At 40.0% G+C, this 26,759-nt stretch carries 23 protein-coding genes; 9 read left to right on the top strand and 14 right to left on the bottom strand.

The genetic code is table 11. The features are described 5' to 3' along the window. The first annotated feature begins 4 nt into the window (after positions 1–4). Entirely contained in the window at positions 5–508 is a 504-nt protein-coding gene (locus ACKWCF_RS14610; RefSeq protein WP_409478342.1) for a PleD family two-component system response regulator, read from the top strand. A gap of 6 nt (positions 509–514) precedes the next feature. Here the strand turns inward: ACKWCF_RS14610 and ACKWCF_RS14605 are convergent, their stop codons facing one another. Then, entirely contained in the window at positions 515–1,357 is an 843-nt protein-coding gene (locus ACKWCF_RS14605; protein WP_409478341.1) for a PilZ domain-containing protein, read from the bottom strand. A gap of 111 nt (positions 1,358–1,468) precedes the next feature. Between ACKWCF_RS14605 and ACKWCF_RS14600 the strand changes: the two genes are divergently transcribed. Together ACKWCF_RS14600 and ACKWCF_RS14595 are read left to right on the top strand one after the other, a co-directional pair. Beyond that, complete coding sequence (locus ACKWCF_RS14600) at positions 1,469–2,257, top strand: FecR domain-containing protein (protein ID WP_409478340.1); 789 nt, start codon at positions 1,469–1,471, stop codon at positions 2,255–2,257. 2 nt (positions 2,258–2,259) lie between these two features. After that, a complete protein-coding gene (locus tag ACKWCF_RS14595) occupies positions 2,260–3,681 on the top strand; it encodes a tetratricopeptide repeat protein (RefSeq protein ID WP_409478339.1) in 1,422 nt (473 codons plus the stop codon). Between the two features lie 4 nt (positions 3,682–3,685). Here the strand turns inward: ACKWCF_RS14595 and ACKWCF_RS14590 are convergent, their stop codons facing one another. From ACKWCF_RS14590 to ACKWCF_RS14560, 7 genes are all read right to left on the bottom strand, one after another. Then, on the bottom strand, positions 3,686–6,286 hold the full coding sequence (locus ACKWCF_RS14590; protein WP_409478338.1) for a CHASE2 domain-containing protein: 2,601 nt from the start codon (positions 6,284–6,286) through the stop codon (positions 3,686–3,688). A 5-nt stretch (positions 6,287–6,291) separates the two neighbouring features. Then, positions 6,292–6,981: a hypothetical protein gene (locus ACKWCF_RS14585; RefSeq protein WP_409478337.1), complete on the bottom strand. Its 690-nt coding sequence runs from the start codon at positions 6,979–6,981 to the stop codon at positions 6,292–6,294. A 12-nt stretch (positions 6,982–6,993) separates the two neighbouring features. Further along, positions 6,994–8,565, bottom strand: coding sequence for a tetratricopeptide repeat protein (locus ACKWCF_RS14580; RefSeq protein WP_409478336.1), 1,572 nt, complete (start codon positions 8,563–8,565; stop codon positions 6,994–6,996). A gap of 89 nt (positions 8,566–8,654) precedes the next feature. After that, positions 8,655–10,175: a FecR domain-containing protein gene (locus ACKWCF_RS14575; protein ID WP_409478335.1), complete on the bottom strand. Its 1,521-nt coding sequence runs from the start codon at positions 10,173–10,175 to the stop codon at positions 8,655–8,657. 154 nt (positions 10,176–10,329) lie between these two features. Beyond that, a complete protein-coding gene (locus ACKWCF_RS14570; protein WP_409478334.1) occupies positions 10,330–10,599 on the bottom strand; it encodes a hypothetical protein in 270 nt (89 codons plus the stop codon). Between the two features lies 1 nt (position 10,600). After that, positions 10,601–11,572: an ABC transporter ATP-binding protein gene (locus ACKWCF_RS14565; protein WP_409478333.1), complete on the bottom strand. Its 972-nt coding sequence runs from the start codon at positions 11,570–11,572 to the stop codon at positions 10,601–10,603. A gap of 2 nt (positions 11,573–11,574) precedes the next feature. Next, positions 11,575–12,567, bottom strand: a complete 993-nt coding sequence (locus ACKWCF_RS14560; RefSeq protein ID WP_409478332.1) for an ABC transporter ATP-binding protein — start codon at positions 12,565–12,567, stop codon at positions 11,575–11,577. 72 nt (positions 12,568–12,639) lie between these two features. Here ACKWCF_RS14560 and ACKWCF_RS14555 point away from each other — a divergent pair, with 72 nt between their 5' ends. The 3 genes from ACKWCF_RS14555 (at position 12,640) to ACKWCF_RS14545 (ending at position 16,003) form a co-directional block, all read left to right on the top strand. Further along, entirely contained in the window at positions 12,640–13,293 is a 654-nt protein-coding gene (locus ACKWCF_RS14555) for an O-methyltransferase (protein ID WP_409478331.1), read from the top strand. Between the two features lie 74 nt (positions 13,294–13,367). Next, a complete protein-coding gene (locus ACKWCF_RS14550; protein ID WP_409478330.1) occupies positions 13,368–14,201 on the top strand; it encodes a hypothetical protein in 834 nt (277 codons plus the stop codon). Positions 14,202–14,341: 140 nt separating this feature from the next. Then, positions 14,342–16,003, top strand: a complete 1,662-nt coding sequence (locus ACKWCF_RS14545) for a methyl-accepting chemotaxis protein (protein ID WP_409478329.1) — start codon at positions 14,342–14,344, stop codon at positions 16,001–16,003. Positions 16,004–16,015: 12 nt separating this feature from the next. On the opposite strand, the gene ACKWCF_RS14540 is transcribed toward ACKWCF_RS14545, so the two are convergent. From ACKWCF_RS14540 to ACKWCF_RS14525, 4 genes are all read right to left on the bottom strand, one after another. After that, entirely contained in the window at positions 16,016–17,449 is a 1,434-nt protein-coding gene (locus ACKWCF_RS14540; RefSeq protein ID WP_409478328.1) for a hypothetical protein, read from the bottom strand. A 74-nt stretch (positions 17,450–17,523) separates the two neighbouring features. Continuing rightward, entirely contained in the window at positions 17,524–18,276 is a 753-nt protein-coding gene (locus tag ACKWCF_RS14535; RefSeq protein WP_409478327.1) for a hypothetical protein, read from the bottom strand. A gap of 12 nt (positions 18,277–18,288) precedes the next feature. Beyond that, complete coding sequence (locus ACKWCF_RS14530) at positions 18,289–21,096, bottom strand: pyruvate dehydrogenase (RefSeq protein WP_409478326.1); 2,808 nt, start codon at positions 21,094–21,096, stop codon at positions 18,289–18,291. Between the two features lie 151 nt (positions 21,097–21,247). Then, on the bottom strand, positions 21,248–22,132 hold the full coding sequence (locus ACKWCF_RS14525; RefSeq protein WP_409478325.1) for an energy transducer TonB: 885 nt from the start codon (positions 22,130–22,132) through the stop codon (positions 21,248–21,250). Positions 22,133–22,354: 222 nt separating this feature from the next. Here ACKWCF_RS14525 and ACKWCF_RS14520 point away from each other — a divergent pair, with 222 nt between their 5' ends. The 3 genes from ACKWCF_RS14520 (at position 22,355) to ACKWCF_RS14510 (ending at position 25,486) form a co-directional block, all read left to right on the top strand. After that, on the top strand, positions 22,355–23,080 hold the full coding sequence (locus ACKWCF_RS14520; RefSeq protein WP_409478324.1) for a Stp1/IreP family PP2C-type Ser/Thr phosphatase: 726 nt from the start codon (positions 22,355–22,357) through the stop codon (positions 23,078–23,080). Between the two features lie 159 nt (positions 23,081–23,239). After that, positions 23,240–24,109: a M23 family metallopeptidase gene (locus ACKWCF_RS14515; protein ID WP_409480263.1), complete on the top strand. Its 870-nt coding sequence runs from the start codon at positions 23,240–23,242 to the stop codon at positions 24,107–24,109. 102 nt (positions 24,110–24,211) lie between these two features. Next, entirely contained in the window at positions 24,212–25,486 is a 1,275-nt protein-coding gene (locus ACKWCF_RS14510) for a TolC family protein (protein ID WP_409478323.1), read from the top strand. 26 nt (positions 25,487–25,512) lie between these two features. Here the strand turns inward: ACKWCF_RS14510 and ACKWCF_RS14505 are convergent, their stop codons facing one another. Both ACKWCF_RS14505 and ACKWCF_RS14500 read right to left on the bottom strand, forming a co-directional pair. Beyond that, positions 25,513–26,532 (bottom strand): hypothetical protein, encoded by a 1,020-nt coding sequence (locus tag ACKWCF_RS14505; protein WP_409478322.1) that lies wholly within the window; start codon positions 26,530–26,532, stop codon positions 25,513–25,515. A gap of 84 nt (positions 26,533–26,616) precedes the next feature. Beyond that, positions 26,617–26,745 (bottom strand): hypothetical protein, encoded by a 129-nt coding sequence (locus tag ACKWCF_RS14500; RefSeq protein WP_409478321.1) that lies wholly within the window; start codon positions 26,743–26,745, stop codon positions 26,617–26,619. Positions 26,746–26,759: the final 14 nt, after the last annotated feature.

Raw genomic sequence — 26,759 nt, 5'->3', positions numbered from 1 at the left:
TATTATGACAAAGAAATTAAGCACCTCTGATCTGATTCGTAAAATTGAAAAACTGACTAAGCAACGTATTGCCGGTCAGGAAGTTGTCGCTTTAGATCAGTTTCGAGATGCTTCACAAAAACTTCATCCGACAACGATCTTAGTGATCGAAGATGAAGAAACTCAAAGAACGTCGTTAAAAAGAATTTTAGAATCAGATGGCTATCAAGTTAAGTTAGCCGCTGACGCTCCTCAATTAACGGCGTTACTTGATGAAGATATCGATGTAAGTTTCATTATCATGGATGTAGGCTTACCTTGGGTGAATGGCTTTGAATTAGCACAGATGCTTAAAGAGCACCGTGAATTAAAACATATTCCTTTGATTTTCTTATCGGCCTCAGCTGAAGAAGAAGATTTACAAAAGGGACGTGAAGTGGGCGCTGATGATTACATCAAAAAGCCTTTTGATATCGAAAAATTAAAAGTTCGTATCAAAGAAATCCTGAACGAAAAAAATCCAAATTAGTTTTTATTAAGAAATTTTTCTGACTTTTGTTTGCTGACTGAGATAATCATTCAGCAAATTCGCCAGTCTTTGCTTTTGCATCTCTGTTACATTCACAAAACGCGTACGTTGAGTAAGGCCATCACCAACAGTTTGAGCACGTACTTGCACGCGGCCATTCTGAGGGTTTGATGGGTTACGGTTAACCACGATAAGGTCAAATTGTACGCCGTAGAAATCAAAGGGAATATTATCTTCAAGCAATGAACCTGAAAGTGAAATATTCTTAGAGTAGCTCTTAAAAGTTTTACCTTTTTGCGAGATCAATAAAATTTCAATTTTTAATTCGTGACGTTCAGCACGGTTTTTATAAGCCTCGTTGATCTCTTTGAAATCCAACGGGCTCGGTGGCTTGTGATGAGCGTTGTCGATATCTAAGTGATCACCGTTAAAATCTTTTTGCATGTGATTAGCTACATCAGAATAAGTATCTTCTGTGTTGATCATCGTCACAGCTTTACCAGCGGGTTGCCAGTGTGCACCCTTCGTTACAGTATCTTCTTCTTGGGCCGGGTGTGAAACCGGTACTTGCGGCGGTTTATTTTTATTTTGAATTTGCGCCTGAATGTGAGCTTTAACATTTTCTTCAGAAACCGGAGCTCCAGGAAGAGCAAATTCTCTTTGTTCAGAATTTAAAAAATCTCTGAGTAATTGCCAATTAGCCCAACCGGCTGTCCAAACATAAAATCGTGTCCAATCACGCTCGTTCATTTTTAGAATAGCTAATTGCAACTGCTCTGTAGGAAGAGGTTGTGATTGAATTTTAGTGATACCATCAAGGAGTATCCAAGTTTTACCGGTCGTCGACATGTAATTCCTATCGGTTTATATGCCCTGATTTTTGAGACCAGCTGTTATCTAGTGTGAATTCTGGATGATGGTCTAGTAAACTTTTGTCGCAGATACAGTGATACTTTTGATATGAAGAAATTAATCTTAATTTTGTTGGTTTCCGGTTCTGTTTCCCAGGCTTTAGCTGGGGAAACTTACGGCCTAATGATGATCGTGAAAGGCCAAGTGCAGGTGGCAAAATTAAAAGAGCAGCCAATGGGTGCGAAGGTCGGCACAAAAGTGTATCCACAAGATACAATTATTACCGGCAAAGATTCGCGCGCCAAAATCGTGATGAGCGATCGTAATATTATCAACGTTCTGCCAGATACAAAACTTCGCATTGACCAGTACATCAGTGAATTAAAAGAAAAAAATGTGCGCCTAAGTTTAATCGAAGGTAAAGTGCGTACCAACGTAGAACAAAAATACGATAACAACGAAAACCGCTTTGAAATTAAAACCCCGTCGGCCGTTGTAGGTGTGCGCGGAACACAATTTGCGACAAGTTATAAACGTGCAACAAATGTGACAGCAGTTACAACATTTCGTGGTGAAGTTATTTTTCGTGGTTTAGATGCTTTATCAAATAAGCAGACTGAAGCAGTTATGGTTCGCCGCGGGGAAACCTCAGAAAACTTTGATGGCAAACAGCCCGGAACTCCGGTGAAAATGAATCCGGTTGAATTTAAACGTGTAGATAAAGATACTGCCGTTAGAAAAGAAGACCGTCCCTTAGACCCAATGCAAGCGGGCCCTCCTAAAAATGATATCGGGCAAATTATCGCGATTAAAGATCGTAACGATAATTTACTGGGTGATTCTGCCAAAAATATTATTTCCAAACCAGCCCAAGTTAACATCATCATCGAGCGATAAACATGAAAAACAGTCTTGTTCTTTTTTTGAGTCTTCTGTGTTTACAAGCTAATGCGCAAGTGAATAGTAAAAATTTGCGTATTGAACCAAAAAATCCACAACCAGAAACAATTAAGTCGATTGAACAGGCTGAAGTAGTTCCTGCCAAAACCGAAGTGCAGCTAGAGCAAGAAGAACGCAAGGCCTTTGCGCAAGCCTATGAGTTTTATAAAAAAGAAGCCTATGAATCTTCGATTGCGACTTTGCAAAAATTACGAACTAATTCTTCACTGACACAGTCAATTTATTATCTTTTAGGCTTAAATTATTACCGCATTAATAACTTTGATTTAGCTGAAAAGTATTTAACTGAAGTTACTCGTGCTAACACGATTCAAGAAGTTTCTGTGGCTTACTACTATTTAGGTTTGGCACAGTTTTACAAAGCTGATTACGAACGGGCGATGAATAGTTTTGAGTTATCAATTGATACTTCAAAAGACCCAGAACAAGACAAACGCGCTGATCGTATGATCGAAAAATGTATTCAGATTCAAAACCAGCTTGAAAACGATAAATTAAAATACACGCTGGGTTACACTGTAGGATACATGTATGACAGTAATGCTTTAAACATTGCTCCGCAAGAAGACGTTGTGACAGGGCATGTGTTTAGTGCCAGTGGATTTTTTGCGTACAAACTTTGGCAAGATAAAGATTCAACTGTAGAGCCTATGGTTTATCTAGCTGACCAGCGTACACTTGATTATAAGTTAAAACTGACAGATCAAATGCAGGCGGCAGATGCGACGATGTTATTAATGTCTGTTCCGTATAAAACTATAGTCGATGGCTATCGTAGTACAACCTCTGTAAATATTGGTTTATACATGCTGCCATCAGATACACAAACGCGTGATATGTCGATTTCGTTAATTTACGTAAAACAAAATTTAGGAACGCGCTTAACTACAGATTTGGATTTAGAAGGGCAGTTAATTATTGGGCGTGATGATTCACAGATTACTTTCTACGATGCTGCCGATAACCAAACAGCCATTAAGTATGATCTTTCAGGGGCCTTAAGATATTCACTGGGTCGTATGCAAACTCTGATGGGCGAATTGGGATTTATTTTAAACGATGCTGACGGTGAAAATGCCAGTTACAACAAAGTTTACGTTAACTTAGCTTACGAATTGCCCACGTTTAAAAACACGTATTCAACTCTTAAAGCGAGCTATGGTTCAACGAACTATTCATTATCGGATTTAGGCCGCCGTGATAGCTTTGCAGCGTTTAACTACGCCATTTCAAAAGATTTAACTGAACGTACAACGGTTAACGTTTTTGCGAGTATATCGCGTAATGAATCAACGATTGAAGATTACACTTATGGTGATGCCACAATCGGTGTTCAGTACGTTTATTTGACACGCTTCTAAGATCTTATGATTTACGGCGATCAAAAACGCCGTCCCAGCTGTCAGGTACAGGGTTACTCTTGCTGTACTCTGTACGTTCTAAGTACATCTGACATAAATAATCATCAGGCTTTGTTTTTAGTAAATCTAAAAAAGCTGCTTCAGCTTCAGCAAATTTTTTATCATAAAAAAGATTTAAAGCTTTGTGGTAGCTGTCAAAGAATGGCATTTCAGGGTGAGACGTTCCCATAGAAATAAGTTCATAAATTTTAACCGGGCGGTTTTTACCTTTTACCCGAACCACATCAACTTCGCGGGCTACAAATTCATTTTTAACTTCAAGATAAGTATTTTCAGAAATTAAAATGCGCGCTTTATAGCTTTTCGTTAAACTTTCTAAACGCTGCGCTAAGTTTACTTCATCACCGATCACTGTATAACTTTGAATTTGATCAGAACCGATGTTGCCGGCAACCATTACACCTGTATTAATACCGATACCGATTTTAATTTCAGGCCAATTGCGTTTTTTAAAGTCTTCGTTCACTTCAGCCAGCTTTTCAAAACACTTTAGCGCCGCAATACAGGCTTTTTTCGGGTGATCAGGATAATTCAGCGGAGCACCAAAAAGTGCCATGATCGCATCACCCATGAACTTGTCAATCGTGCCATTAGTGCCAAAGATTGTTTCAGACATCGGAGTGAAGTATCTGTTTAACATGGCAGATAGCTCTTGCGGGTCCATTTCTTCTGAGAGCGTTGTGAAGCTTCTGATGTCAGAAAAGAAGACCGTCATTTTTAATTTTTGACCTTTAAGCTCAAGATTTTCTTGGTTTTTTAAAATCTCTTCAACAATTTCTTTAGAAACGTATTTTGAGAAAGTGTTTTTAATTTCTTTCGATTTTCGAGTTTCAAAGAAATAGATATAGATTAAGAAAACGATGTAAGTTGAAATCGTAAATAAGATGGTTGGTGCCAGTAACTCAAAGTATAAATTGCGCTGAAAATTATGCAGAGCCATTTTATAAAGCCCGTAGTTTACAAGTAACAAGTATAACGAAGCGATAAAAAGGTTCGAGTAAAGAAATAATCCGGCAAGCGTAGCCGCTAAGAAGAATAAGACGATAATTGAAATTTTGACTTCATCCGCCGGAACCCGCATAAATGTTTGGTCGAATAAATTGCCAAGAACAGATAAATGAATTTCTACTCCTGGTAAGTCTTTTTCAACAGGTGTATTTCGTAAATCGAAGATACCAGTGGCAGTAGGTCCCATAACGGCGGCTTTATCTTTTAACCATTCAGCTTTTTTAACTTTTGTAGGTTCGCCATTTAAGTGAACGACCATTTCTGGATTATCATTATGAAATAAATCGCGCGCCGAAACATAGGGAATTGAGTTTTTACGGCCATAATAGTTAATAATTAAACGACCATTTGAATCGACAGGTAAAGACATCACATCTTTTTCTGTTTCGATATCTTTGATCACCACACTACCAATAGTTTTAATATTGTTTTCTAGTTTAGGATAAAAAACCGCTTGGTATCCTGTCGTTAAAAGATATGTTTGTAAAGCAAGTGAAGGAATAAAGCTTAAGTTCGTTTTATTTCCGGCGCGGTAAATAAGCGGGTAGTGACGAATCACGCCATCAAAATCTAGATCAGCATTAAAAGTCGCTGTGTATTCAGCCGCGGTTTGAATTTCGTGAACGTTCGCAGGCCAACTTGCATACTGCGGGATTAACAGTTGATTCACATCATCTTTAAAGCGTTTTACTTTATCACTTAACGACGGAAGTTTATCATAGCCAGGAATGCGGTTTAAAGTGTTGTCGTACGCTTTTAAAAGCTCTTGGCCGGCGTCTTTTAAGTATTCATCGTCTTCTGATAGCCAGCGGTAACAGTATTGAACCAAATTACGACTTTTATCGGCGATTAAGCTATTTTTTTGGTAAACATCAAGTTCTTGAACTGATTTTTTATTAACGCTTTGTAAATAAATCTTTTCAAACTGTTGATCGAGATCATCAAAAATCGCTTTAAGCTCGTTACTGAAAAAAACCTGCTCGAACTGTGAATTAGTATCGTCAAAAGTGAGTGTGGCATTTAAAGTTACGATTTTATCACCGCCACTACGACGAAAGGATTCAACAAAACAATAATCCTGATAAGGCGGGTTTTGGTAAAGAATTGGGCCTTCACCGAAAGTTCCGAGAATAATTTGCGATGGGTATTTTTTAAGAACTTCTTCTAAGCGGCCATCGGCTTTTGAATTTTGCGCTTCAGAAAAGATAATATCGTTGGCGATCACTTTAACGCCATTTTTCATGGCGTTATCCCAGATTGTCGCTATCACTTCGCGTGACCAAGGCCAGCGACCTAGTTCGCGCACTGAGTCTTCATCGATATCAATTAAAAATGCAGTTTCTTTTTTCTGACGCTCTTCTTTATTTTTAAAAAATGTATCGTAGATTTTATTGTTAAACTCAAAAAGAAAACTATAAAAAACATTGTTTTCAACAACCTCAGGATTATTTTGAATACTTTTGTACTTCAGATTCAACGCTGTGAAGCTGAAAAACAGAATACTCGCTAAAATAATTCCGTAGATTTTAATTTTCACAGAAGTTATACCGCTGTTTTACGGTGAGAGTTGTTTTCGCAGAAATTTAGACTTTCAATCAGTTGCCCGCGTAAAGCCTGCGACGAACAAATAAACTCTAAATACTGGCCGTTACCTGTGGTAACAACTTTTCCGCTGATTTTAATTTTTTCAAAATATTTGTTCGTTGCTTGAGAATTAATAATAACTACTTCAACAACACTATTGTGGAAATGCGTGGGGATAACTTTGTCACATAAAGAGCCTTCAGGTGTAGGGTTAACAGCCGAAGCTCTGAAGATCATGCCTTGTTTATTCATCACTACCAGATCAATTGTTTTAGCTTTAGGTTTTTTAAAATTAGAAACAGCTAAAGTTTTTTGCGCATCAATGCACGAGTTGGTAAAGGTGCGTTCGATTTCATCTTGCGTATTTTGATCCACTGGCTGCATTTTAAGTTTTGTATTGATCTTAGCCGGTTCAGATTTATCAGTCATATTTGTTAACAGCGCTAAGCCAGAAAAAGGTGAAGCGCTTGAAGTCATTAACATTTTTAAAGGCTTCCACGAGCTTTCATCGCTTCTTGAGAAATAAAAGCTGTTGATGTCTTTAGGGCGCATTTTTAAAATTGTCATTTGCGCTTCGTCGGTAGCTAGATTGGCTGTTTTTGTTTTTGTCTCAGGGTCGTAAAAACACCATTTAACTTGTTCGTTCATAGCCAAGGCTCCTTATTCGTAGGTCCAATCGACATTGATACCAAATTGGTTAGCTGTATAGTTTTTGTGGCTGAATGTTCCACCGTAAAAATAACCTTGGTGGCCACTGCTTGTGCCTCTGATCGCCGTTGCAAAAAGTTCGACGTTAGTTTCAGCATCCCAGCGATTTGCATAAATTAAAGAAGCACTATAAGTTTGATCGCTGCGTTTACCGAAAGAATTTGTTAATGATTCTGATCCAGCCGGTAAGTTTTCAGCTTGGTAAGACGTGTTTGAATATGAAAGCTGTGTGCGCAGCGAATGTACGTCGGTAAAATCAATACTGTGAGCCAGATCAATACTTGTTGTTCCGTAATTACCAAATACAGTTCCATAGACGGCAGAAGGGGCATTTACACCGTCAAATTCATAATTAGCCGCATGGTCGAATGTTTGGCTTTGTGAAATTGTTCCGTAAATAAGTTGGGTGTCGTAAACCGAGAATAATGATAAAGCTACCGTGTGACTTGTTTTATAGCCGAAATCCAAATTGCGCGCAAAACGGTAAGTCACCGTCGCAAATTTATCGTCTGTGATAAGGTGAAATAGGCCTAAACGAACGAATCCATCGTTGGCTGAATCTTTAAATTCTGTTTGTGATTTAGAAAGGCCAAGATCCCACGAAAAAGTATTTCGTGAACTGGTTTTTTGTGAGTTTCTGTATTTAATAGAATAAGTTTCAGATTCGTTCGCCGTTTCTTTGCTAGACCAGGCAAAGCTCAAATCAACATTGATGTATCTTTTTGTCGTGCGGTTTTTTAATAAGTAAAAATCAAATGATGGGTTAATACGGTAAGTGCCATCAATGATATATGAACTTGGAACTTCATCTTCGCTGATGCTGTTAGCGATAGATTGTTTATTGGTATTCGTGTCGTACGTGGCATTAAGGTATAAAACCGCACGAAATGGGCGGTATTTGGCCACCACAGCGTTTTTTAAAACCTGTGAAGCATCTTTTACCCAACCAGTTTCTTCTTCGTCATCTAAGACAAGATCTAAGAAGTAACTTGTTTTTTCATATTCGTCTTTTAAGAAATAGTTTTTGGCTTTCCAGTAGCGAATAATATTTTTTTGATAAGGTGTAAGCTTGCTTGGACTGATATAGCTTAAAACTTTAAGTGAAGAATCGTAGTCTTCTTGTTCGTAGTAACTTTGGGCTACGTAAATGTAATATTGAAACGTCGCTTTTTTGGGTTTTTTAGCTTCGTAATCGTCAGTGATACGTTTAAAATCACTGCGTGAAAGATCAAGCTTAGCTTTCGCTTGGCTTAGAATTGAAGACTTATAGTTTTTACGATCTAAGTTATTAAAAAGTGATTCAGCAAATTCTAATTGGCCACGGTCCACAGAGCAGTCAGCAAGCTTAGCTAAGTAATCGTTTTTCTCTTCGTCGGGAACTTCGCTCCAGTTGTCTTTTAATTCACGGGCAAAGTATTCGCAGTTTTTATGCAGGTATAGGCCATTAATATATTTTAAATTAATCGCGTGCGCTGTGTTTGAAACACAGTGAATCAGAAGAAATACAAAGATGAAATGCCTCACCCTTAAAATTTATCATAAGGCGTTAGAGATGATCATCGCAAAAAGGAACTGGACTTACCTAAAGACGAGTAAGTCCACTCATAATAAAATTATTGTTTCGGGATAATTGTATTAATCGGTGATGTTGGCGTTGTTGATCCGCCAGTAGTTCCAGACGGAAGTCTAATCACTGTTTCAGCACGCTTTGCGATTTCAGCCAAGCGGCGAGCTAATTCAGCTCTGCGGGCTTGTTGTTCTTCAGCACGTTTTTTCTGTTCTTCTTCACGTTTAGCTTGAGCTTCTTCGGCATGTTTGCGTTTTGCAGCTAACATTTCTTCCATTTGCTTTTGCTTTTTAGCCTGCTCTTCTTCAGATTGTTTCTGCTTACGAGCTTGCTCTTCTTCCATTTGCTTTTGTTTTTTAGATTGTTCTTCTTCAGACTGTTTTTGCTTACGAGTCTGTTCTTCTTCCATCTGCTTTTGTTTTTTAGCTTGCTCTTCTTCAGACTGCTTTTGCTTGCGAGATTGTTCTTCTTCTAACTGTTTCTGTTTTTTAGCCTGTTCGTCTTCAGATTGTTTTTGCTTTTTGGCTTGCTGATCTTCAGAAGCTGTTTGGCGTTTTTCTTGTTGTTCAGCTTGACGTTCTTGACGACGCTCAGACGCATTTTTCACAGTATCTTTAATCGCATCACGTAAAGTTTGTGGTCGCTCGCGACGTTCTTCTTTATCAGATTTAACAGGTTCTCGAGCGCTGATTTCTTTAATTGGCGGAGTCTCGCGCACTGGTTCGCGCACTTGAACTTCTTTGATGATCTCTTTCACAGGTTGAATTTCTTTAACCGGCGGAGTAGGGCGGTCTTCTGCCACAGAAGGTAGTTCTTTTACAGGGCGCTCAACATTTTTATCTGGAACTGGTGATTCATTTTTAGAAGATGGACCTTCACCTGGTGTTGGTTCTTTTTTCGGATCGTATTGGTAACCTAAATCTTTATCTTCTTTTTTGCGTTCTTCACGCTCATCCGATTTTAAATCACGAGGTTGTTCAGTTTTGGCCTGTTCAGCATCAACTTTAACAACTTGGTCAGGGCGTACAAATACCGGAGGTGTTTGTCTTTCGCGATCGATAATTTTTGTTACCGCCACTAAACCTTCGATAGTTACAACTTTAGAAACTTTTCTAGCCAGATCGTATTCAGCCGTGAAAACTGTTCCGCGCACACCGGCTACGGCTGACGGAGTTTTAACTTGGAACTTATTTTTAGCGCCATCATATTTTTGATTAACAGTTGATTTGATTTTACCGAAATCAACTTTCAGTTCGACATCTTTTTGATCTTGGTTAGGTTTATAAACGTATTTTGCAATTTCAACTTTTGACTTAGGGTAAACGTCAACAAGGTTTGAATCGATCATTGTAATACGGGCTGTACCGCCAGCTTGCGATTCGATCACATCTGATTCTAAAACCGTAGTGTCTTTTTTAACTTGGATTTTTTCACCACTGCGAACGATAAAGACTTGGCCTTTAACGATCGTCACTTTACCGGCGATTGCGCCTCCGGCAAATGTGTTAAGCGAGAATAACAAAACTGTGATGAATGCGAATTGGATTTTTGCAAAAATACGTCCCATTGAGTAGCTCCCTATATGACCCAGTGTTTAGAATATCAGGGCTCAAAATGCGAAAACCACGAATTATCTTGGTTTCTCAACTTAAGACAGTTCGTGGTTTTTACTGAGACAATTAGCGTTTTCTCGAGGGAAAACTATATTAAATCGTGTTTTGTTAGTCGGCTGATTTTTTAATTTCAGTGGCTTTATCTGTAACGGCATCTGCCGTTTCAGAAACGCGGTTTTTAGCCTTTTTAGCAAGGCAGGCTGCCTGGCTATCGCCAGTTAATTTACCGCAAGCCGCTTCTTCTGCGCGGTTCGCACCTTTTTTAACTTCGCGAACTACGCTTTTAGCAACAGCTTCAGCTTTTTCAGATAACGTTTCTTCAGCGTGCGCTGTTGCAACAAAAGAAATCAAAGCGATTAAAGATAAAAACAATTTCACATTACACCTTTAAGCAGCTAACAAAGTGACCTTTTGATTTTTCAACCAATTCAGGCTTCGTCATTTTACATTCAGCAGAAGCCATCGGGCAGCGTGGGTTGAAATAACAACCTGGCGGCGGCGCGATTGGCGATGGAACGTCACCAGTTAAGATGATGCGCTCTGGGCGTGGCTTAGGATCTGGGATTGGAATCGCAGATAATAAAGCTTTTGTGTAAGGGTGTTGAGGGTTTTTATATAATTCATCAGCTTCAGCCATCTCAACGATTTGACCTAAGTACATGACCGCTACTTTTGTAGAAACGTGTTCTACAACTTTTAAGTCATGGGCGATGAAGATGTAAGTTAAACCAAGCTTTTGTTGTAACTCCATAAGTAAGTTGATCACTTGGGCTTGGATAGATACGTCTAAAGCAGAAACTGGCTCATCACAGATAATGATTTCTGGATTTACCGCTAAAGCGCGTGCGATACCAACACGTTGACGCTGACCACCTGAGAATTCATGTGGGTAACGAGATAAGTGTTCAGGGCGTAAACCAACTAATTTAATTAATTCTTGTACGCGTTCTTTACGGGCTTTTTCATCAGGGTAAAGATTGTGAATCACTAACGGCTCTTCTAAAATCGCACCGATTGTCATACGTGGATTTAATGAAGCATACGGATCTTGGAAAATGATTTGCATTTTGCGACGTAAATCGCGCATGCGATTGTTATCAACTGTCGTGATGTCTTCGCCGTTAAAAAAGATTTTACCAGATGTTGGTTCAATTAAGCGGATTAAGCAGCGGCCTAATGTTGATTTACCGCAACCAGATTCACCCACTAAACCAAGTGTTTCGCCTTTTTTTAACTCGAAAGAAATATCAGATACCGCTTTTACCGAAGCTACCTGGCGAGAAAATAATCCGCCGTGAATCGGGAAGTGCTTAACAACGTGTTCTACTTTTAATAAAGATTGTTCAGACATGATTAGTTATTTCCTTCAGATTGAACCGGGTGGTAACAAGCCACTTTGTGAATGCCACGTAAGTTTTCTAAGTTTGGTTCAGCACGACGGCAATCGTCTTGGGCGAACTTACAACGTTCTTGAAAACGGCAGCCTGTCGGAAGTTTGTATAAACTAGGAACTAACCCAGGAATTGTATTTAATTGTTTCATACGAGAACCAGTCTCGAAGTGTGGAACTGAGTCTAACAAGCCTCTAGTGTACGGATGTTTAGGACGGTAGAAAATATCTTCTACGGTTCCGTATTCAATAACTTTACCAGCGTACATAACTAAAACGTCTTGGCACATTTCTGCCACAACGCCTAAGTCATGCGTGATAAGAATCATACCGGCATCAAATTCTTTTTGTACTTTGCGCATTAAATCTAAGATCTGCGCTTGGATAGTTACATCAAGTGCTGTTGTTGGTTCATCCGCGATTAATAATTGCGGCGTGCAGCTCATCGCCATAGCGATCATTACACGTTGGCGCATACCACCTGATAATTGGTGCGGGTATTCATGGTAACGTTTTTCAGCAGCAGGAATACCAACAAGTTTTAACATGTCGATCGCTTTGTCTTTGATCTGAGCTTTGTTCAAACCTTTTTGGTGAAGTCTGATGCTTTCTTCGATTTGGTCACCGATAGTGTATACCGGATTTAACGAAGTCATCGGCTCTTGGAAAATCATCGCGATTTTATTTCCTAAAATGTCGCGCATTTCCGCATCAGATTTTTTTAATAAACTATCGCCTTTGAATTGCACGTCACCAGAAACGATTTCGCCTGGCTTTTGGATAAGACGCATAATTGAAAGAGCAGTTTGAGATTTACCACAACCAGATTCGCCCACGATGCCTAAGGTTTGGCCCTTTTTCACGCGGAAAGAGATGTCATCTACCGGAAAAATAACACCATCATCTGTTTTGTAACGAGTACGCAAATTTGTAACTTCTAGTAATGTTTCAGACATGCTGACAGTTATAATGGTTTGCCTATTGATCAGCAATTGAAAATCCTATTTTTTCGACGTAAACAATAGGGCATGAGACACGATAAACAGCCCTCGTACGAATACATTGAAAATTGTTACGGCCCTGAGAACGAACAGATGCAGCTTTCACGCAAATTCGCTGATCAATTAGGCCTTGGGGGCATCTCGGTTTCTCAAACAGAAGCCCACTTAATGGGATTTTTAGTAAGTTTAATTAAACCTAAAAAAGTGGTTGAAATTGGCACCCTAACAGGGCTTTCTTGTCAGTATTTTCTTCAATCATTACAACAAGATGGCATAGTTTATACGCTTGAAAAGTCTGTTGAGCATATCGAGCTTTCAAGCCAAGCTTTAAAGCCTTGGATCGACCGCGGTCAGGCGGTGATCGTGGCCGGCGATGCTCGTGAGGAGTTACCGAAGTTATCCGCTCAAGGACCCTTCGATGCGATCTTTATTGATGGTAATAAAGCGGCCTATAAAGATTACTGGATGTGGGCAAAAAGTAATATCCGTTCCGGCGGAATGATTCTCATCGACAATGTGTTTTTAGCTGGCTCTGTTTGGGGAGACACTTCAAAACAGAAGTTCAGTGATAAACAAATCGCTACCGTGAAAGACATGACCAGCGATGTTTTCGCGGATTCTAATTTCAAAGCTTCGTTTGTACCGACCGAAGAAGGTTTAATCGTCGCCATTCGTAAATAATTTTACGGAACGCCAATTGTAATAACTCTTAAGCAGAGTCTCTGCTGCAGAGGGCTCGCTTATAGGAGTTAGGAATGTCAAAATCCTTAACAGGTGTATTACTATTGTTGTTTTTAGCCTTTGCTTCATTAGCGCAGGCTAAGGATGAGTCATACCGCCAAGCTATTTTAAATTCAGAAACTCGTGCCTCTTACGCAGCTGAACTAGGCCAAGAATGTGTCAATCAAATCGTAAAGCTTTATCAAGAGGGCGAAAATCTTTCGAGCCAGTATGTGCAAAGTGTAGCTGTTGATATCTCAGCAATTTCAAAAAGACACGACAAAGGTTATCCGCTTTATCACTATACGAATTCAGAATTTTTAGTGCAAAACTTTTTACACCCGAGTGAAGGTTTTGGTTACCCTGATTTACTCACCTATCAACGTGAGCGCGCTAAACGCGGTGAAAGCCTTAACATGAGTGGGTGGACAAATATAGAAAACACGGTGCTCTACATCGCTTTAAATCCCTATACGTCAGCTAATTATGGAAAAAATCTTTTAACATTCTGGCTTAAAGAAAATTCTAAATCGATTTCGAATAAAATTTTGTCTGACAGAGCATCTCTAGCAGAAAATATGATTAAAGCTGATAGGAAGAAATTTGCTAAGTTGTTACCAAAATGTCGTAGTGGTATAAATTTAATTATCTTTGAAGAAAGTGGTATCGATTTAGTGGATTACAGTTCACATGTGGCTCCGACATCGCAATGGTACTATTTGATTTCGACAAAAAACATTCAATCGCATGATGTTTTACCGATGAAAGAATCAGGCCCGACGATGCAGGACGAACAAGAAAAAGATTATCTGCGCGTGAATACCTATTTGAGACAATCTGCTCGCGATGCCGAGATAAATAAACAGTAACAAACGTCAAAACTATCGAAGGCGTTTAGTGGCTGTTAAAATGCAGTCAATTCACAATGTCTTAATAATCCCGACCTGTTGCTTCGAGTAACCCCCACCGAAATGGGGGGTCTAGAGCCAAGATGGTCAGGGAGTCTTTCGTGTTATTGCAGTCTTATAAAAAATTGGGTTTTTTCGGCAAAGTGGTTATTCCTATTCTTATCGTCTTACCTGTGAGTACCGGAATTAATATTTTCTATTTAAATAAAGCTGCAGAAAAAACGGTGGTCGATTCTTCAGTCGAATTTGCAACGGGCACGATCGAGCAATTTAAAATGTTGCGCGCTTACTATACTGAGAATGTTGTCAAAAAAATTAAAGAACAAACAACTTTACAGGTCGGTGTTCAACACAAAGATGATCCAAACACAGTTCCGCTTCCGGCGACAATGATTCATGACTTAAGCCAGAAATTTGCTGATGCAAAATCGGGAATGAAACTTAAACTTTACAGTGATTTTCCGTTTCCGAACAGAAAAGACCGTGTGTTAGATCAATTTTCAAAAGACGCCCTAGAGTATTTCAAAAAAAATCCTGATAAAGTTTTTAGTCGTGTGGATTTAAAATCTGAAGCAGAAATTGTCCGTGTCGCCGTCGCAGATAAGATGGTGGCTCAGTCTTGCGTTCAGTGCCATAACTCGCATCCACAGTCTCCGTTTAAAGATTGGAAAATCGGTGATGTGCGTGGAGTTTTAGAAGTTGAAGTTCCGATCAAAAAACAAATGGCCGCAAATGCGGCGATGGTTGGTTCTAGCGGTGGATTAAGCTTCGGAATGACAGTGCTTTTACTGGTCGTGATCGGCTTAATTCTTTTTTACTATATTGCTAAACCGATTGAGAACATAATTAATAAACTAAATAGTTCAGTCGACGATGCGGCTACGCAAAGTTCCACGCTAGCAGCTTCATCAACTGAAGTTTCATCGGCGTGCAGTGAACAAGCTTCAGCTATTCAAGAAACTATGGCCACACTTGATGAAATCCGTGCTATGACAGCTAAAGGTACAGATGGGGCACGCAATTCAATGGGCGTTTCAAAAAGTAGCCATAGTATTGCGTTAGAAGGTAAACGTTCAGTTGAACAAATGATTGGTGCAATTAAAGATATTGATGAAAGTAATCGTATGTTGATGGCCCAGGTTGATGAGAGCAATAAACAGATCGCTGAAATTGTTGAAGTGATTGCGCAAATCCAAACGAAAACAAAAGTTATTTTTGATATCGTGTTTCAAACGAAGCTTCTTTCTTTCAATGCTTCGGTTGAAGCCGCTCGTGCCGGTGAAAACGGAAAAGGTTTTGCGGTTGTAGCTGAAGAAGTTGGAAGCCTGGCGAATGTCAGCGGTAATGCGGCTAAAGAAATTACTGATATGTTAGAAAAAAGTGTTCAGCGCGTACAAAATATCGTTGATCTGACAAAATCAAGAGTTGAGAGCAGTGTCAGAAACGGTACAGAAAAAGTCGAAGCGGGCAGCGAAATCGCTAAACGCTGCGGCGAAATTCTTGATCAAGTGGTGCATAACGTGAATGAGGTCGATCGTTTGATGGCCGATATTTGCTTAGCCGCTGAAGAGCAAGAAAAAGGCGTTGAAGGTATTACTATTGCCATGAGCCAGTTAGACAAAGCGACGAATTTAAACGCCGCTTCGGCTGAAAAAACTTCTGATGTTTCAAATGAACTGATGACCCAAGCTGATAGTTTACGTGAGCTTGTTAAGCAGTTTGAAGTTGAAGCTTTGGGTAAGAATAATAACAAGTCGCTTTAATAAAGCGGCTCGCTATTTCGACTGTAAATCTTTTAATTTAGCTTTGGGCAAATATTTTACCGTGGCCACGTAGTCGAACTTCTTTTGACGAATTTTATCGCCATTCAAAGTGTCTGGCATTGCTGCCAGCACTGAAAAAGCTGTCGGCGAATAGTTTCTTGGCGCTGCTGGATTTAACTTTGCGCGGGCATCGTCAATCTGTGAATGGTTCTGAGTTAAAATTAACTTAAAATACGGATTAGCTTTTTTGATCAATGGCGCCATTGTTGCGGCGACCTGTTTATGACCGCTTGATAAACCGTCAGCATCACGATCGGTACCTGGCAAAGCGAAATCAATAAGCTCTGTGCTTGTTTGCGCTGAGGCTCCGGTTTGTGCGATCAACATCGGAATGCCGTCACTCATACCGTATAAATCTTGCTCTGAAGCTTTACCACCACTAAAGACAGAGCCGAACATTTGCATTGGTTTAAAATATTCTTTTACGCAAGAAGGAGTTTTTGTTTTTTTGAAATCTTCTGAAGCCGTATCGGGATTACAATCAATCAATGATAACATCACCCATGAAAATTCAGAGCAATACATTTTGATATGTTTGTGGGCTTGCATTTTTTGATCTAAAAGAACACGACCGACATCGGCCACGAATGAAATATCGCCATTACTTTTATAAGTTGGATTATTATAATCTTTGTTAAATGAAAATAATTCTGGATAAACTTTTTTAGCACGCGCTACTTTTAAAGATCGTTCTAACCATTTTTGCAGGTTGGCTTGTTGGTTTGAAGTTAATCGTGGGCGCAGAATATGAACGATTGTATTTTTATTGTCTTTGGTAAAATGCGGAGAATCGATGACTGATCGACCAAAACCTAAAGCCGCACCACCCAGCATGTCGTTATCCATCGGCATATCAATATTATAAACTAATTTTTTACCATTTTCGTTAACCACCACAGCCACAGAGTTATGCGTGTTTAACAGTTGCAGCGCTAAATACTGTAACGAGTTAGCAAAGAACGGTCGCGTTGATACAATGATATCACCAGTTTTAATCAGGCCACTTTCTGCTAATGACTGAGAAACTTTCACGCGTGATTCTTGCGGCGCAAAGGCCATACGTAAGCCAATAGCTGAACCTGCGGCAGACTGGGCGCCAATCGCCACATAGTCAGTCAAGACGACCGAATCAGTATCATTCGAGCGGGGCACAAAAGACACATCATCTAATGGTAACATCGCGTGCGCTGGAAACGTTTGATAAAAAGCGACGGCTGGATTTAGTGAATCTGATTGTGACCAAGACCCTAAACTTGCTTCTACAAGCCCAGCAATTTGCGTATTGAAGGGATTTTTTCCTAATTTATTGACGATAGGGCCAGCCAAAGAAAAGTTAGAAGCTGCGATTGATGTTAATAAGACGACTAAAAATTTTATTTTGTGCATGTGCTTTCTCCGAGTAAAGCCAGCACATTTGCAAAAGCCATGCTATCGCAGCACATTAAATTTAACTGAAATTCTTAATGTCTAAACTGATTCAAAAAATCTTCGACAGCGGGTTTGTACTCGCTTGGAAAATCGCGCAGGCCATTTAAATGCCCGGCTTCAGGAAGTGATAACTTCTTCCAATTTAAATTTTTGTGGTGATCAAAAACTTTATCGATATCCATCGGGGTGATCAAACGATCGCGCCAGCCGCGGATAGATAGAATCGGAAATCCTTCAGGAAAACTATCTAAATCGTGACGGATATCTGAATTTAATTTCGGGCTCCAACCAAAAGCGACGGCCGGGGTGCCTAAAAGTTTTAAGGGTAAAGACTCGACACCGATTTGTTCTTGTAAAAGCATATACGACGACTGAAAAAAGTTTCCAGCGCCAGGGCCGCTATCGCAAACCATCGCAACCACATCGTTTACACCTTCTTTTAAACGGCGCGTGTGGGCTTCAATCGCACAGCCCGCTACGTTTGAGAAAGCAAAAATAATTTTAGTTTTATAATCAGTGAGTAAATTTAAATGATGACCGATTTGATCAGCCAAGACGTGCTTCATGCCAAATTTTTTAGAAATTTGAGAGTAGGGCACGTACTTGTGATCTTTTAAATCGTCTTTAAGATTGAACGCGTAAGCATCAAAGCCAAGTTCGTTCACTAAATCAATATGGCGGCGTAAGGCTTTTTTATGGCCTTTAAAAAAGTGGGCAAAGAAAACCAGATGCTCTGATTTTTTCTCTGCCGCTTTAAATAATTCACCGCCATCAGGAAATTGCATGACTAATAAATCCTAGTGCTTTTGATTTTGTGTTTTAGAAGGCCATAGCTCTGTCCAGTGCGGGCGTTGTTCGCCGGCTGCTGTAGCTTGAGCTGTTTCTTCCATCGTTTGTTTGTTAACGATCACTTTTTCTAAAGCTGTTTCAGATAAGACTTTACCGCAAGCTTCAACAACCGCTTCTGCATCGATTTGATGGAAGTGGTAGATTTCAACTGGGCGACCGCACTTAGAGTGTTTGCGTACGGCGCATGACTCGTGTCTTACACCTACGATAGAACCTAAGTTATCAAGTAAGCCTGGCTCACCATCGTGAACTGACACGATAGGTACGCGACGGCCTGAAGCCATCACTAGATCAGCAGAGCCTACGTCACCTTGACGGTTTAAGTATAGATCAGAAGTGACTCCTAATTCGTTACGTAAGTAATTGTAGTCATTTTCATGAGCTAAAATACCGCATAATAAATCAGGTGAAGTTACAACGATCACGTTTGCGTAAATACCACGGGATAATAAATCTTCTGAAGCTTTGATCGCTTCAGTTGTTAATGAACCCATTGAGAAGATATTTACAACGTTATCACCTGGTTCGTAACCAGCGTAACCACGGTAGTCGATTAAATAATATGCGCCCTTTAAAACTTCTTCTCTGATAACAGAGTGAATTTCAGCTTCAGATTTAGCCGCTACTTCTTCTTCATTTACGCCACCAGCTACTGGGAACTCAGCACGAGCTAATTTCGACTCAGGGTTAGCTTTGAAACGTAATTGTTTATTTAAGTACTTGTTCATATCTTTTTGTTCAGCACCACGAGTCACTAAACGTAAAAGAGTTCCGTTACGGCCAGCGTTGTCTAATAACAAGTGACGCTTGAATGTTTCACAAAGAATCCAATCAAGTTCTAAACAGAAGAACGGCTCCCAAGTGATTTGACCAGGGATTTGGAAGTCAGACTTCCAACCATGTTGCGCACCTTCTGGAGATAAAGTTACACCTGACGGAGTACCCACGCAGATGAAAGATGATTTCCAGTATAAGTTGTAGAAATACTGATCTAGAGCACGTTTGATAAAGAAATCGTAAACAGTCATTAATGGCATTACTGGAACGCCTAATGTGTCGCGGATACGACCGAACGAACCCACGCATGACATAACGTTACCTTCAGCGATTTCAAAACGTAAGAAACGATCTGATTCTTCTTCGCCAGGAACTAAGTCAGGAAGTTTTGTATCTTTAACGCCGAATTCAGCTTCAACGTCTGTTACAGTCGGAGCACCGAAGATTTTACCATCCATCGCTGGATTTAAGTTCGTTGATGTTCCTACGTCTGGAGCCATTGTCATGAACAATTCACCAGCAGTTTTCCATTTTTTCTCGAAGTCATTTAATTTAGAAACATCAGCATTAGCGATACGAGTAAGTTTCGCTGTTAACTGACCAAGCATCCATTGTGTGTGCGGGTAGCTGGCCATTTTTGTGTTGATGTCTAATTTTTCTGGAAAGCCACCAAGTTTTTCAAACTCTTGCGCGAAGAAATTTTTATTTTTTTCTTTTAAAGCATTTTGCGCTTTGATTTCAGAATATAATTTTTCACCACGAGCCGCTAAGTATTTAGCTTCTGGAGTTTTAGCGTCAAAACCAGCGAATAATGTTTCGCCTTTGATACCTTGTTTTGCTTTTAATTCGTCCATCTCTTCTTGGTTATTTAAAGCTGAGTGGTTACCAGGTTGTGCGGCCATTTTTAAGCCCCAGCCTTTTAACGTGTGAACGATGATGATAGTTGGTTTACGTTTTGATTCTTTTGATTTCAACATCGCTTCAGCAAGTTGAATCATATCGTGACCACCGAAATCGCGTAAGCCTTCGTATAATTCTTCGCCAGAAACTCCGTCTAAGAATTTTTTGATTTGCGGATGATCTTTTGTCATCGCCGCTTTTAAAGCTTTCGGATCATGCATTAATAAGAACGCTTGTAATTCGTAATCGAATAATTCGTGCTCTAAGAATTTTTTGAAAGCATCGCCGCCAGCTTTTTTAAATAAAGCTAAACGTTTAGAACCGTGACGTACTTGGATAACTTCCCAGCCGTTCGCAGCCATTGATTTTTCGATACGGTCAGCATCAGTGCCTTCCATGATTTTTTGATTCACGATACGGTGGCCGTCTAACGATTGACGGTTGTAATCCACCATCCAAGTTAAGTTTCCGATTTCACGTTCAGCGAAATCTGGAACTGCTTCATACATTGAACCTTCACGGAATTCAGAATCACCTGATAAAGCCCAGAAGTGAGCATCTGGTACATCGTAGTTATGTTCTTTAGCGAAGCGGTACGCTAAAGCCATGTAACCGGCTTGAACTGGTGGAATGCCCACCGTGCCAGACGGGAAGAAGTTATGGTGATCAGAATCGTATGTTGAGTGGTAAGATTGGAAAACCGGTTCGCCGTTTTTCGAATACTTACGTAAACCCATCATCGCTGTGTTTTTTTCTTCTTCAGATAATTTTGAAAAATCAGATTTTAAAAATAAATCTAAAAGGTAGTTGTACGAGTGATCTGTTGGAGACGCATGCGGTTTATTCGCGATGTGGTCAAAACCAGATTTTACGATTAAGTGTAAAGCACCCATGATATGTAAAGCAGAAGCTGAAGCGGATTGGTGACCGCCGATTTTTGGATCGCCTTTATCTTTTTCGCGGATGTTCGCTTGGAAAATCATTTGCGTCGCTAAGTAGTGCGCGCGTTTTGCGATATTGTCTAACGTGTCTTTGTTCAGATCTTTTAGATCCTTCAACGTGATTTCTTTGCCCGACATTTTAGTGGTTCCTTTGTGCAGGGTTTTTAGTTACTTTTTTCAGGAGTATAGAGATAAAACTTATTCAATTTAGAGTAAAGACTTTATTGCTCGGCTGATGCAGATTGTTCATCAGGTCCATCGTTAGCAGATACGACTTTTTTGCCGGCGTTTAGGACTCCACCACGAAGTCCCAGCGGATCTTAATGGTGCCGTCGTTCTCTACCATCCCTTTAGGAGGATTTGGGAACGGGGCTGCCTGTCTAAACGCTTCTACAGCGGCCTCATCGAGATCTCGAACTCCAGATTCACCAATGACCTGTACTTTCACTAACGTGCCGGCGTCGTTAAGCACGATGATCAATTTAGTGACTTTGTTGTTCGAATCAGAGGCAATTGTTCTACCTTGTGTCATAAGGCGTGATACTTTTTGCTTCACTTGCGGTTGCCAGAACTGGTTCAGCTGATTTTTAATGCGCTGATAATAACCATAGTACTTGTACTCTTTAGTGTTTAACTGCGTTTTTAAACTTTGTTCAACTTGGGCCAGTTTATCTGTTGAAGTGGCTTCAAGACCACGTTGATTTCCGCTCTCGGCTGTTTGTGTGTAATCTTGCTGTTTGCCGTTGATATCGGATTTGCCCGTTCCTGCTTTTTTCGCAAGAGCATCGTAAGCGTTAAATTTTTCACCGAATAACGAAGGCTGAGATTTTTTCGCGGCCTTCATTGGTTTTTTTTCAACCTGTTGAGCATTTTTGAAAGTCTCGCCTGTTTTGGCGATCGTTTCTTTTTCAACAGAATTATTTTTTGCGCTTAAGTATTTTGCTTTTTCGTTAATTTGTTCGTTGGCCGATTTTTCGTCAGTTTCAACGATTTGAGTTGGTTGTTTTTCATCTTTAACAACCTCTTCTGAAATTTCTTCTGGAGTCACAAGCACCACTTCAACAGGAGCGAAGTGTTGTTGGATTTTCGGCAAGACAAAAACCACAGTAGCTAATGCGATATGGATCGCAATAGATAGAGTGATAAAAATTTTAAGGCGATTAACTTTTTTCATATCGACCTTTGTTTTGTTTTGCTGATGTTTTTCTTATGACATCAGATAGTTAAGCAAATCTCTTACTAGACTATCGGTTGTATGACGTTTGAAATTGAGGTTTCGGTGATGCACTTTAGTCATATTTTTTGAAGAACTAGACCAGGGTCTAGCTTCACTATAGGTATTGGTTTAATTTGTGCCGTTTGACTCGGAAAGTAATCGCTAGGACACTGTTTATGAATGAGATTTCAGTGTTGGTGTTTATCAGATAAAGGGCTTAAACGTTCCGGCAATCAGGATTCATTTCTGATTGACGAACGAATTGGTGTTTTTGTAGTTGCCGATGGCGTAGGTGGTCACATGGGGGGCGAGGTCGCTTCTGCCCTGGCTGTTGAAACTGTACGCGAAGTTTTGGGACACCCTAAAGCCTTACAATTCTCTCCGAGAGAAGTACTTATGCAGGCGTACCAAGAAGCCTCACACCGTATTTTCGATAGAGCCGCGCAAGAATCCAAACTAAATGGTATGGGAACAACCATGGTGATGGGTTACTTTCGTGATTCAAAACTTTATATCGCCAACGTGGGTGATAGTCGTTGTTACTTGTATAGAAAACCTTACGTTTGGCAGCTCACTGAAGACCACTCATTGATTAACGAACAAATTCGTTTGGGATTTTTAACTGAAGAAAAAGCCAAAGCTACGATCGGAAAAAACGTGATCACCAGATCAGTTGGTTTTGAACGTGACGTGTATCCGGATATTTTAGAACGTGAAGTTTTTCCGGGCGATATTTTCTTAATGTGCTCTGATGGATTAACAGGAATGATCACCGATCAGGAAATGTGCCAAATTTTTAACGACAATCCTCCAGAAAAAACCACTCCGTTGTTTATTCAGCAGGCATTAGCTCACGGCGGTGATGACAACGTCACTGTTCTTGTGTTGAATTTCAGCGAAACATAAAACAGCGCCTTAAGCGAAAGAAGCAATTTGAGCGAACCACGAAAGCAAATTACACTTTATTTTGTTACCAGTAATGAGAGCGAGACTAAAAAGATCAGCTTGCCGGTCGCTTATTTTAAAATTTCGTTATTCTTCATAGGTTTTTTTGCTGTGCTATTAATGGCAGGCTTTATCGATTATTTCGGGTTATTAGCCCAATCATTAGAAAATAAAAAATTAAAATTAGAAAACATCGAATTAAAAAACCAATTCCAAGTGGTTGAAGCTAAACTAGATTCACTTCAATCAGCGATGGATCGTGTCACGAATGTTTCGAACAAATTAAAATTAATCACTGATATTCAATTGAAAGACCGTCCAGAAAAATTAAATTTTCCGGCAGCGCAGGTGGGTCCGAAAGTGGATGATCCAGTTCCGCGTATGAGTCTTGATGATATGGAAAAAGACGATCCGGTGATTGATACTGAAACGCCGCTAAACCCAATGAAGGGTGAAGTGGCCTCTGAAAAATCGACAGCCAATTATGCATCACTTGTTATTCGTATTGATCAAGCGGTGAAAGATTCAAACTTAAAAGAACAATCAGTGATTGAACTTTGGGAACTTTTATCTGACCGCCAAAGTTTACTTGCAGCTACGCCAAGTATTCAGCCAGCGCGCGGCCCGATTGGTTCACGTTTTGGTTATCGTATTGACCCGATCAATGGTCGTCAAAAAATGCATGCGGGGTTAGATATTACAGCTCCTCCAGGAACTCCAGTGCGTTCACCAGCCGACGGTATCGTAAGCTTCGCGGGTTGGGATGATCAGTTCGGAAAATTAGTTTCGATTGATCACGGCTACGGAGTACTGACTCGTTTTGCGCATAACTCGCAAATTTTCGTGCAAGTAGGACAAAAAGTTTCTCGCTACGATGTGATCGCCGCTGTCGGAAGTACGGGCCGCTCTACAGGGCCTCATTGCCATTATGAAGTTCGTGTCAACGGTATTGCCGTAAATCCTGCGAACTATATCTTAGATAACGATTAACAATCTGTGCTTGGTGTCTAAAGTTAAGACACTGAATTCAAACCTAGTTGAATTGACTGCGGTATAAAACTTGTAAAACAATCTCCAGTTCAGGAGTTGTTGATGAAAAAGTTGATTCTGCTCGTAACTTTAAGTGCTTCTACTTCGTATGGAATTGGTCTGAAAGAAGCGATTAAAGGCGCTATTCAAAACAACCCTCGTACAACGGCGATTGATCTACGTATGCAAGCTATGCAAGACAGAAAAAAAGCCCAATACATGGATTTACTCCCTTCATTACATATTGGCAGTTCAGCCAACTTTTCACAAAATCAAATGGCAGGTGGTACTTCACGCAGCACAAGTTATGGTAATAACGTGGGTGTATCAATGAATCTGTATAACGGCGGCGCTGATGTTGAATCATTACGTGCGGCTGAAGAACGATTAAAAGCCACCGATGCTGAATACAATTCAAGTAATTCGCAAATTCCCAACACGCGCGGAAGATTTGCTAGCTCGGTGTTTGAATCTTATATAAGCCTTGTTGAAAACTACGAGCAAAAAAACTTTGTTGTCGATTTAAAGAAAAAATTAGAGTTCTTACAGAAAGCCCATTTAAACGAAGAAGAACGTGAAACTTTAAATCAAAGAATTACTGATTTAGAAACTTCAATGGTCAATGTCGATTACGGCATTAGCGAAGCACAAAAAGATTTTACTTATTTTACGACTTTACCGGCTCCGCAGGCATTGGATTTAGAAAGTTTTGATCAATTACGTAGTGGTTTGGTGATTCCTGAGAACGCTGAAAAAGCTTTTCAAATCGCTTTAGAAAAAAGCCCGGATATTCAAAGTATGAATCATCGCTTGGCTGCTGAAACGCACGAGCGTGAAGCTGATAAACGTAAATTATTTCGCCCGCGTGTGGATTTAAATGCCAGCTATAACGACAACACTTCCCGCGGTGACAGTGGCCCGTCAGTGAATTCAAAAGGCGCTTATGTCGGAGTATCTCTGACTTATACGATTGGCGCTGGTTCAGTTTATCGTAACCGTGCGGGTAATAAAGAGTTAGAGGCAACTCGCAGTGAGCGAGATGCGACTTTGGCTGACGTACAGTACAGCTTAAATGCCCGCTACCATGCTCTTGCAAATCAAGAAAAAGTACAAAGCCTACAACAACAAAACTTGCAAACAGCGGATACGCGTTTAGCTACGATCTTTAAAAAGATCGAAAAGGGCGATAAAATTGAATTTAAAGATATGATCGCAGCGGTTGATACGCGTTCAAACTACTGGCAATCAAACCTGCAATTAAAAAGAAATATCATCGCAGCTCGTTTTAATTTACAGCGTACAGTCGGTACTTTATTTGACGAGATTACGTTTCAATAATTAAGATCGGCTGGCAAGCCGACCAACTAATAAATAAATTCGCTACCGAAGGTGACGCCCGCTGATTGCATGTTGTCGTTGCCTTCGGCGAAATAAGCGCTCATGTGTGAGCGTAAAGTATTAGTCATCCAAGAAAAGCCGGTTGAATAATAATTAGAGGCAGGGTCAAATTCGTGTGAAAAGCCACACAGGAATTGCATCTTGTTTGCAAAATTAATTTTGTAACCGAATGTCTGAAAGAAATCGTACGTGTGGTGTTGATCAGGGTTTTCGGTGAAACGTGAATCTGTTAGAAATTCATGGTCGCCGGTTGTAAAACTATGGCCGATAATTACGGTTTGTGCATTAAAGTTATTATCATCGGTTGAGCCACGACTTGAGCCAGCCTGAAATAAATTATTAGTTTTATCGTAGTAATAGTAACTTCCGACTTGATCGGTTTTTTTGTAAACATTTATACCGGGTGATTCGTATTTATAACCAAAACGATAATGTTCTCCCAGCTGGTGAATTCCGCCGAAGCCGGCAAATAGGTATCCGACCCTGTGTGAAATATCCCAATCGTAACCGTAGGCGATGTTGCCATCGTTCGAGGCTTCACTTAGGCGAACATTCTGTTCGTTGATACGAAGACCAAGTTGAAAACCAAAAGGAAAATCTCTGAAGGCGAAAGAATACAACAAATTATATTGATCGACTTTAAGATTTGTTGTTTTTGTTCCATTTGTAATAGGAGCTGACGTGCGAGAATCTACTGAAAGCTGGTTAACCAGTGAAAATTCATGAATATAAGATTCAAAGGCATGAATGCTTGAAATGTAATTCGGTGCAAATTTTGTTGAATTCATTTCGCCAGCGTCGTTCGAAGTTTTAAATGAAGTCAGCGTTGTACCCGTTAAGCTAAAATAGCTTTGTTGTTTTTCTGAAAGCAGGGCCGGGTTATAAAAAGAAGGAGCAGACGATTCGGTGATCGCTGCTCCGCTGTTTCCCAGTGCGGATTCTTTTAGTCCCACTGAAATTTGGGCTTGTAAGGTTGAAGTTACCAAAGAACAAAATAAAAGGAATATAACTTTGCTGTTCATACAGCCTCAATTGTTCATGAGATTATATGATTTAGGCAAATTAATATATTATCGGGCTCGTTCTGCTGCTGTGCCACGATAAGCATCACCATTTGTTACGGTGCCTGCTGTTGTGCAAGCTGTAATAAACGATGCTAGCAAGAAAGTCACTGTTAAGAAAACCACACGTTTGATCATATAAACCTCCCTGT

The sequence above is a fragment of the Pseudobdellovibrio sp. HCB154 genome (genome assembly GCF_046267985.1).
Lineage (GTDB): Bacteria > Bdellovibrionota > Bdellovibrionia > Bdellovibrionales > Bdellovibrionaceae > Pseudobdellovibrio.
Note: the sequence above shows the minus strand (reverse complement) of the source record. Positions and strands in the feature narration are given on the sequence as shown.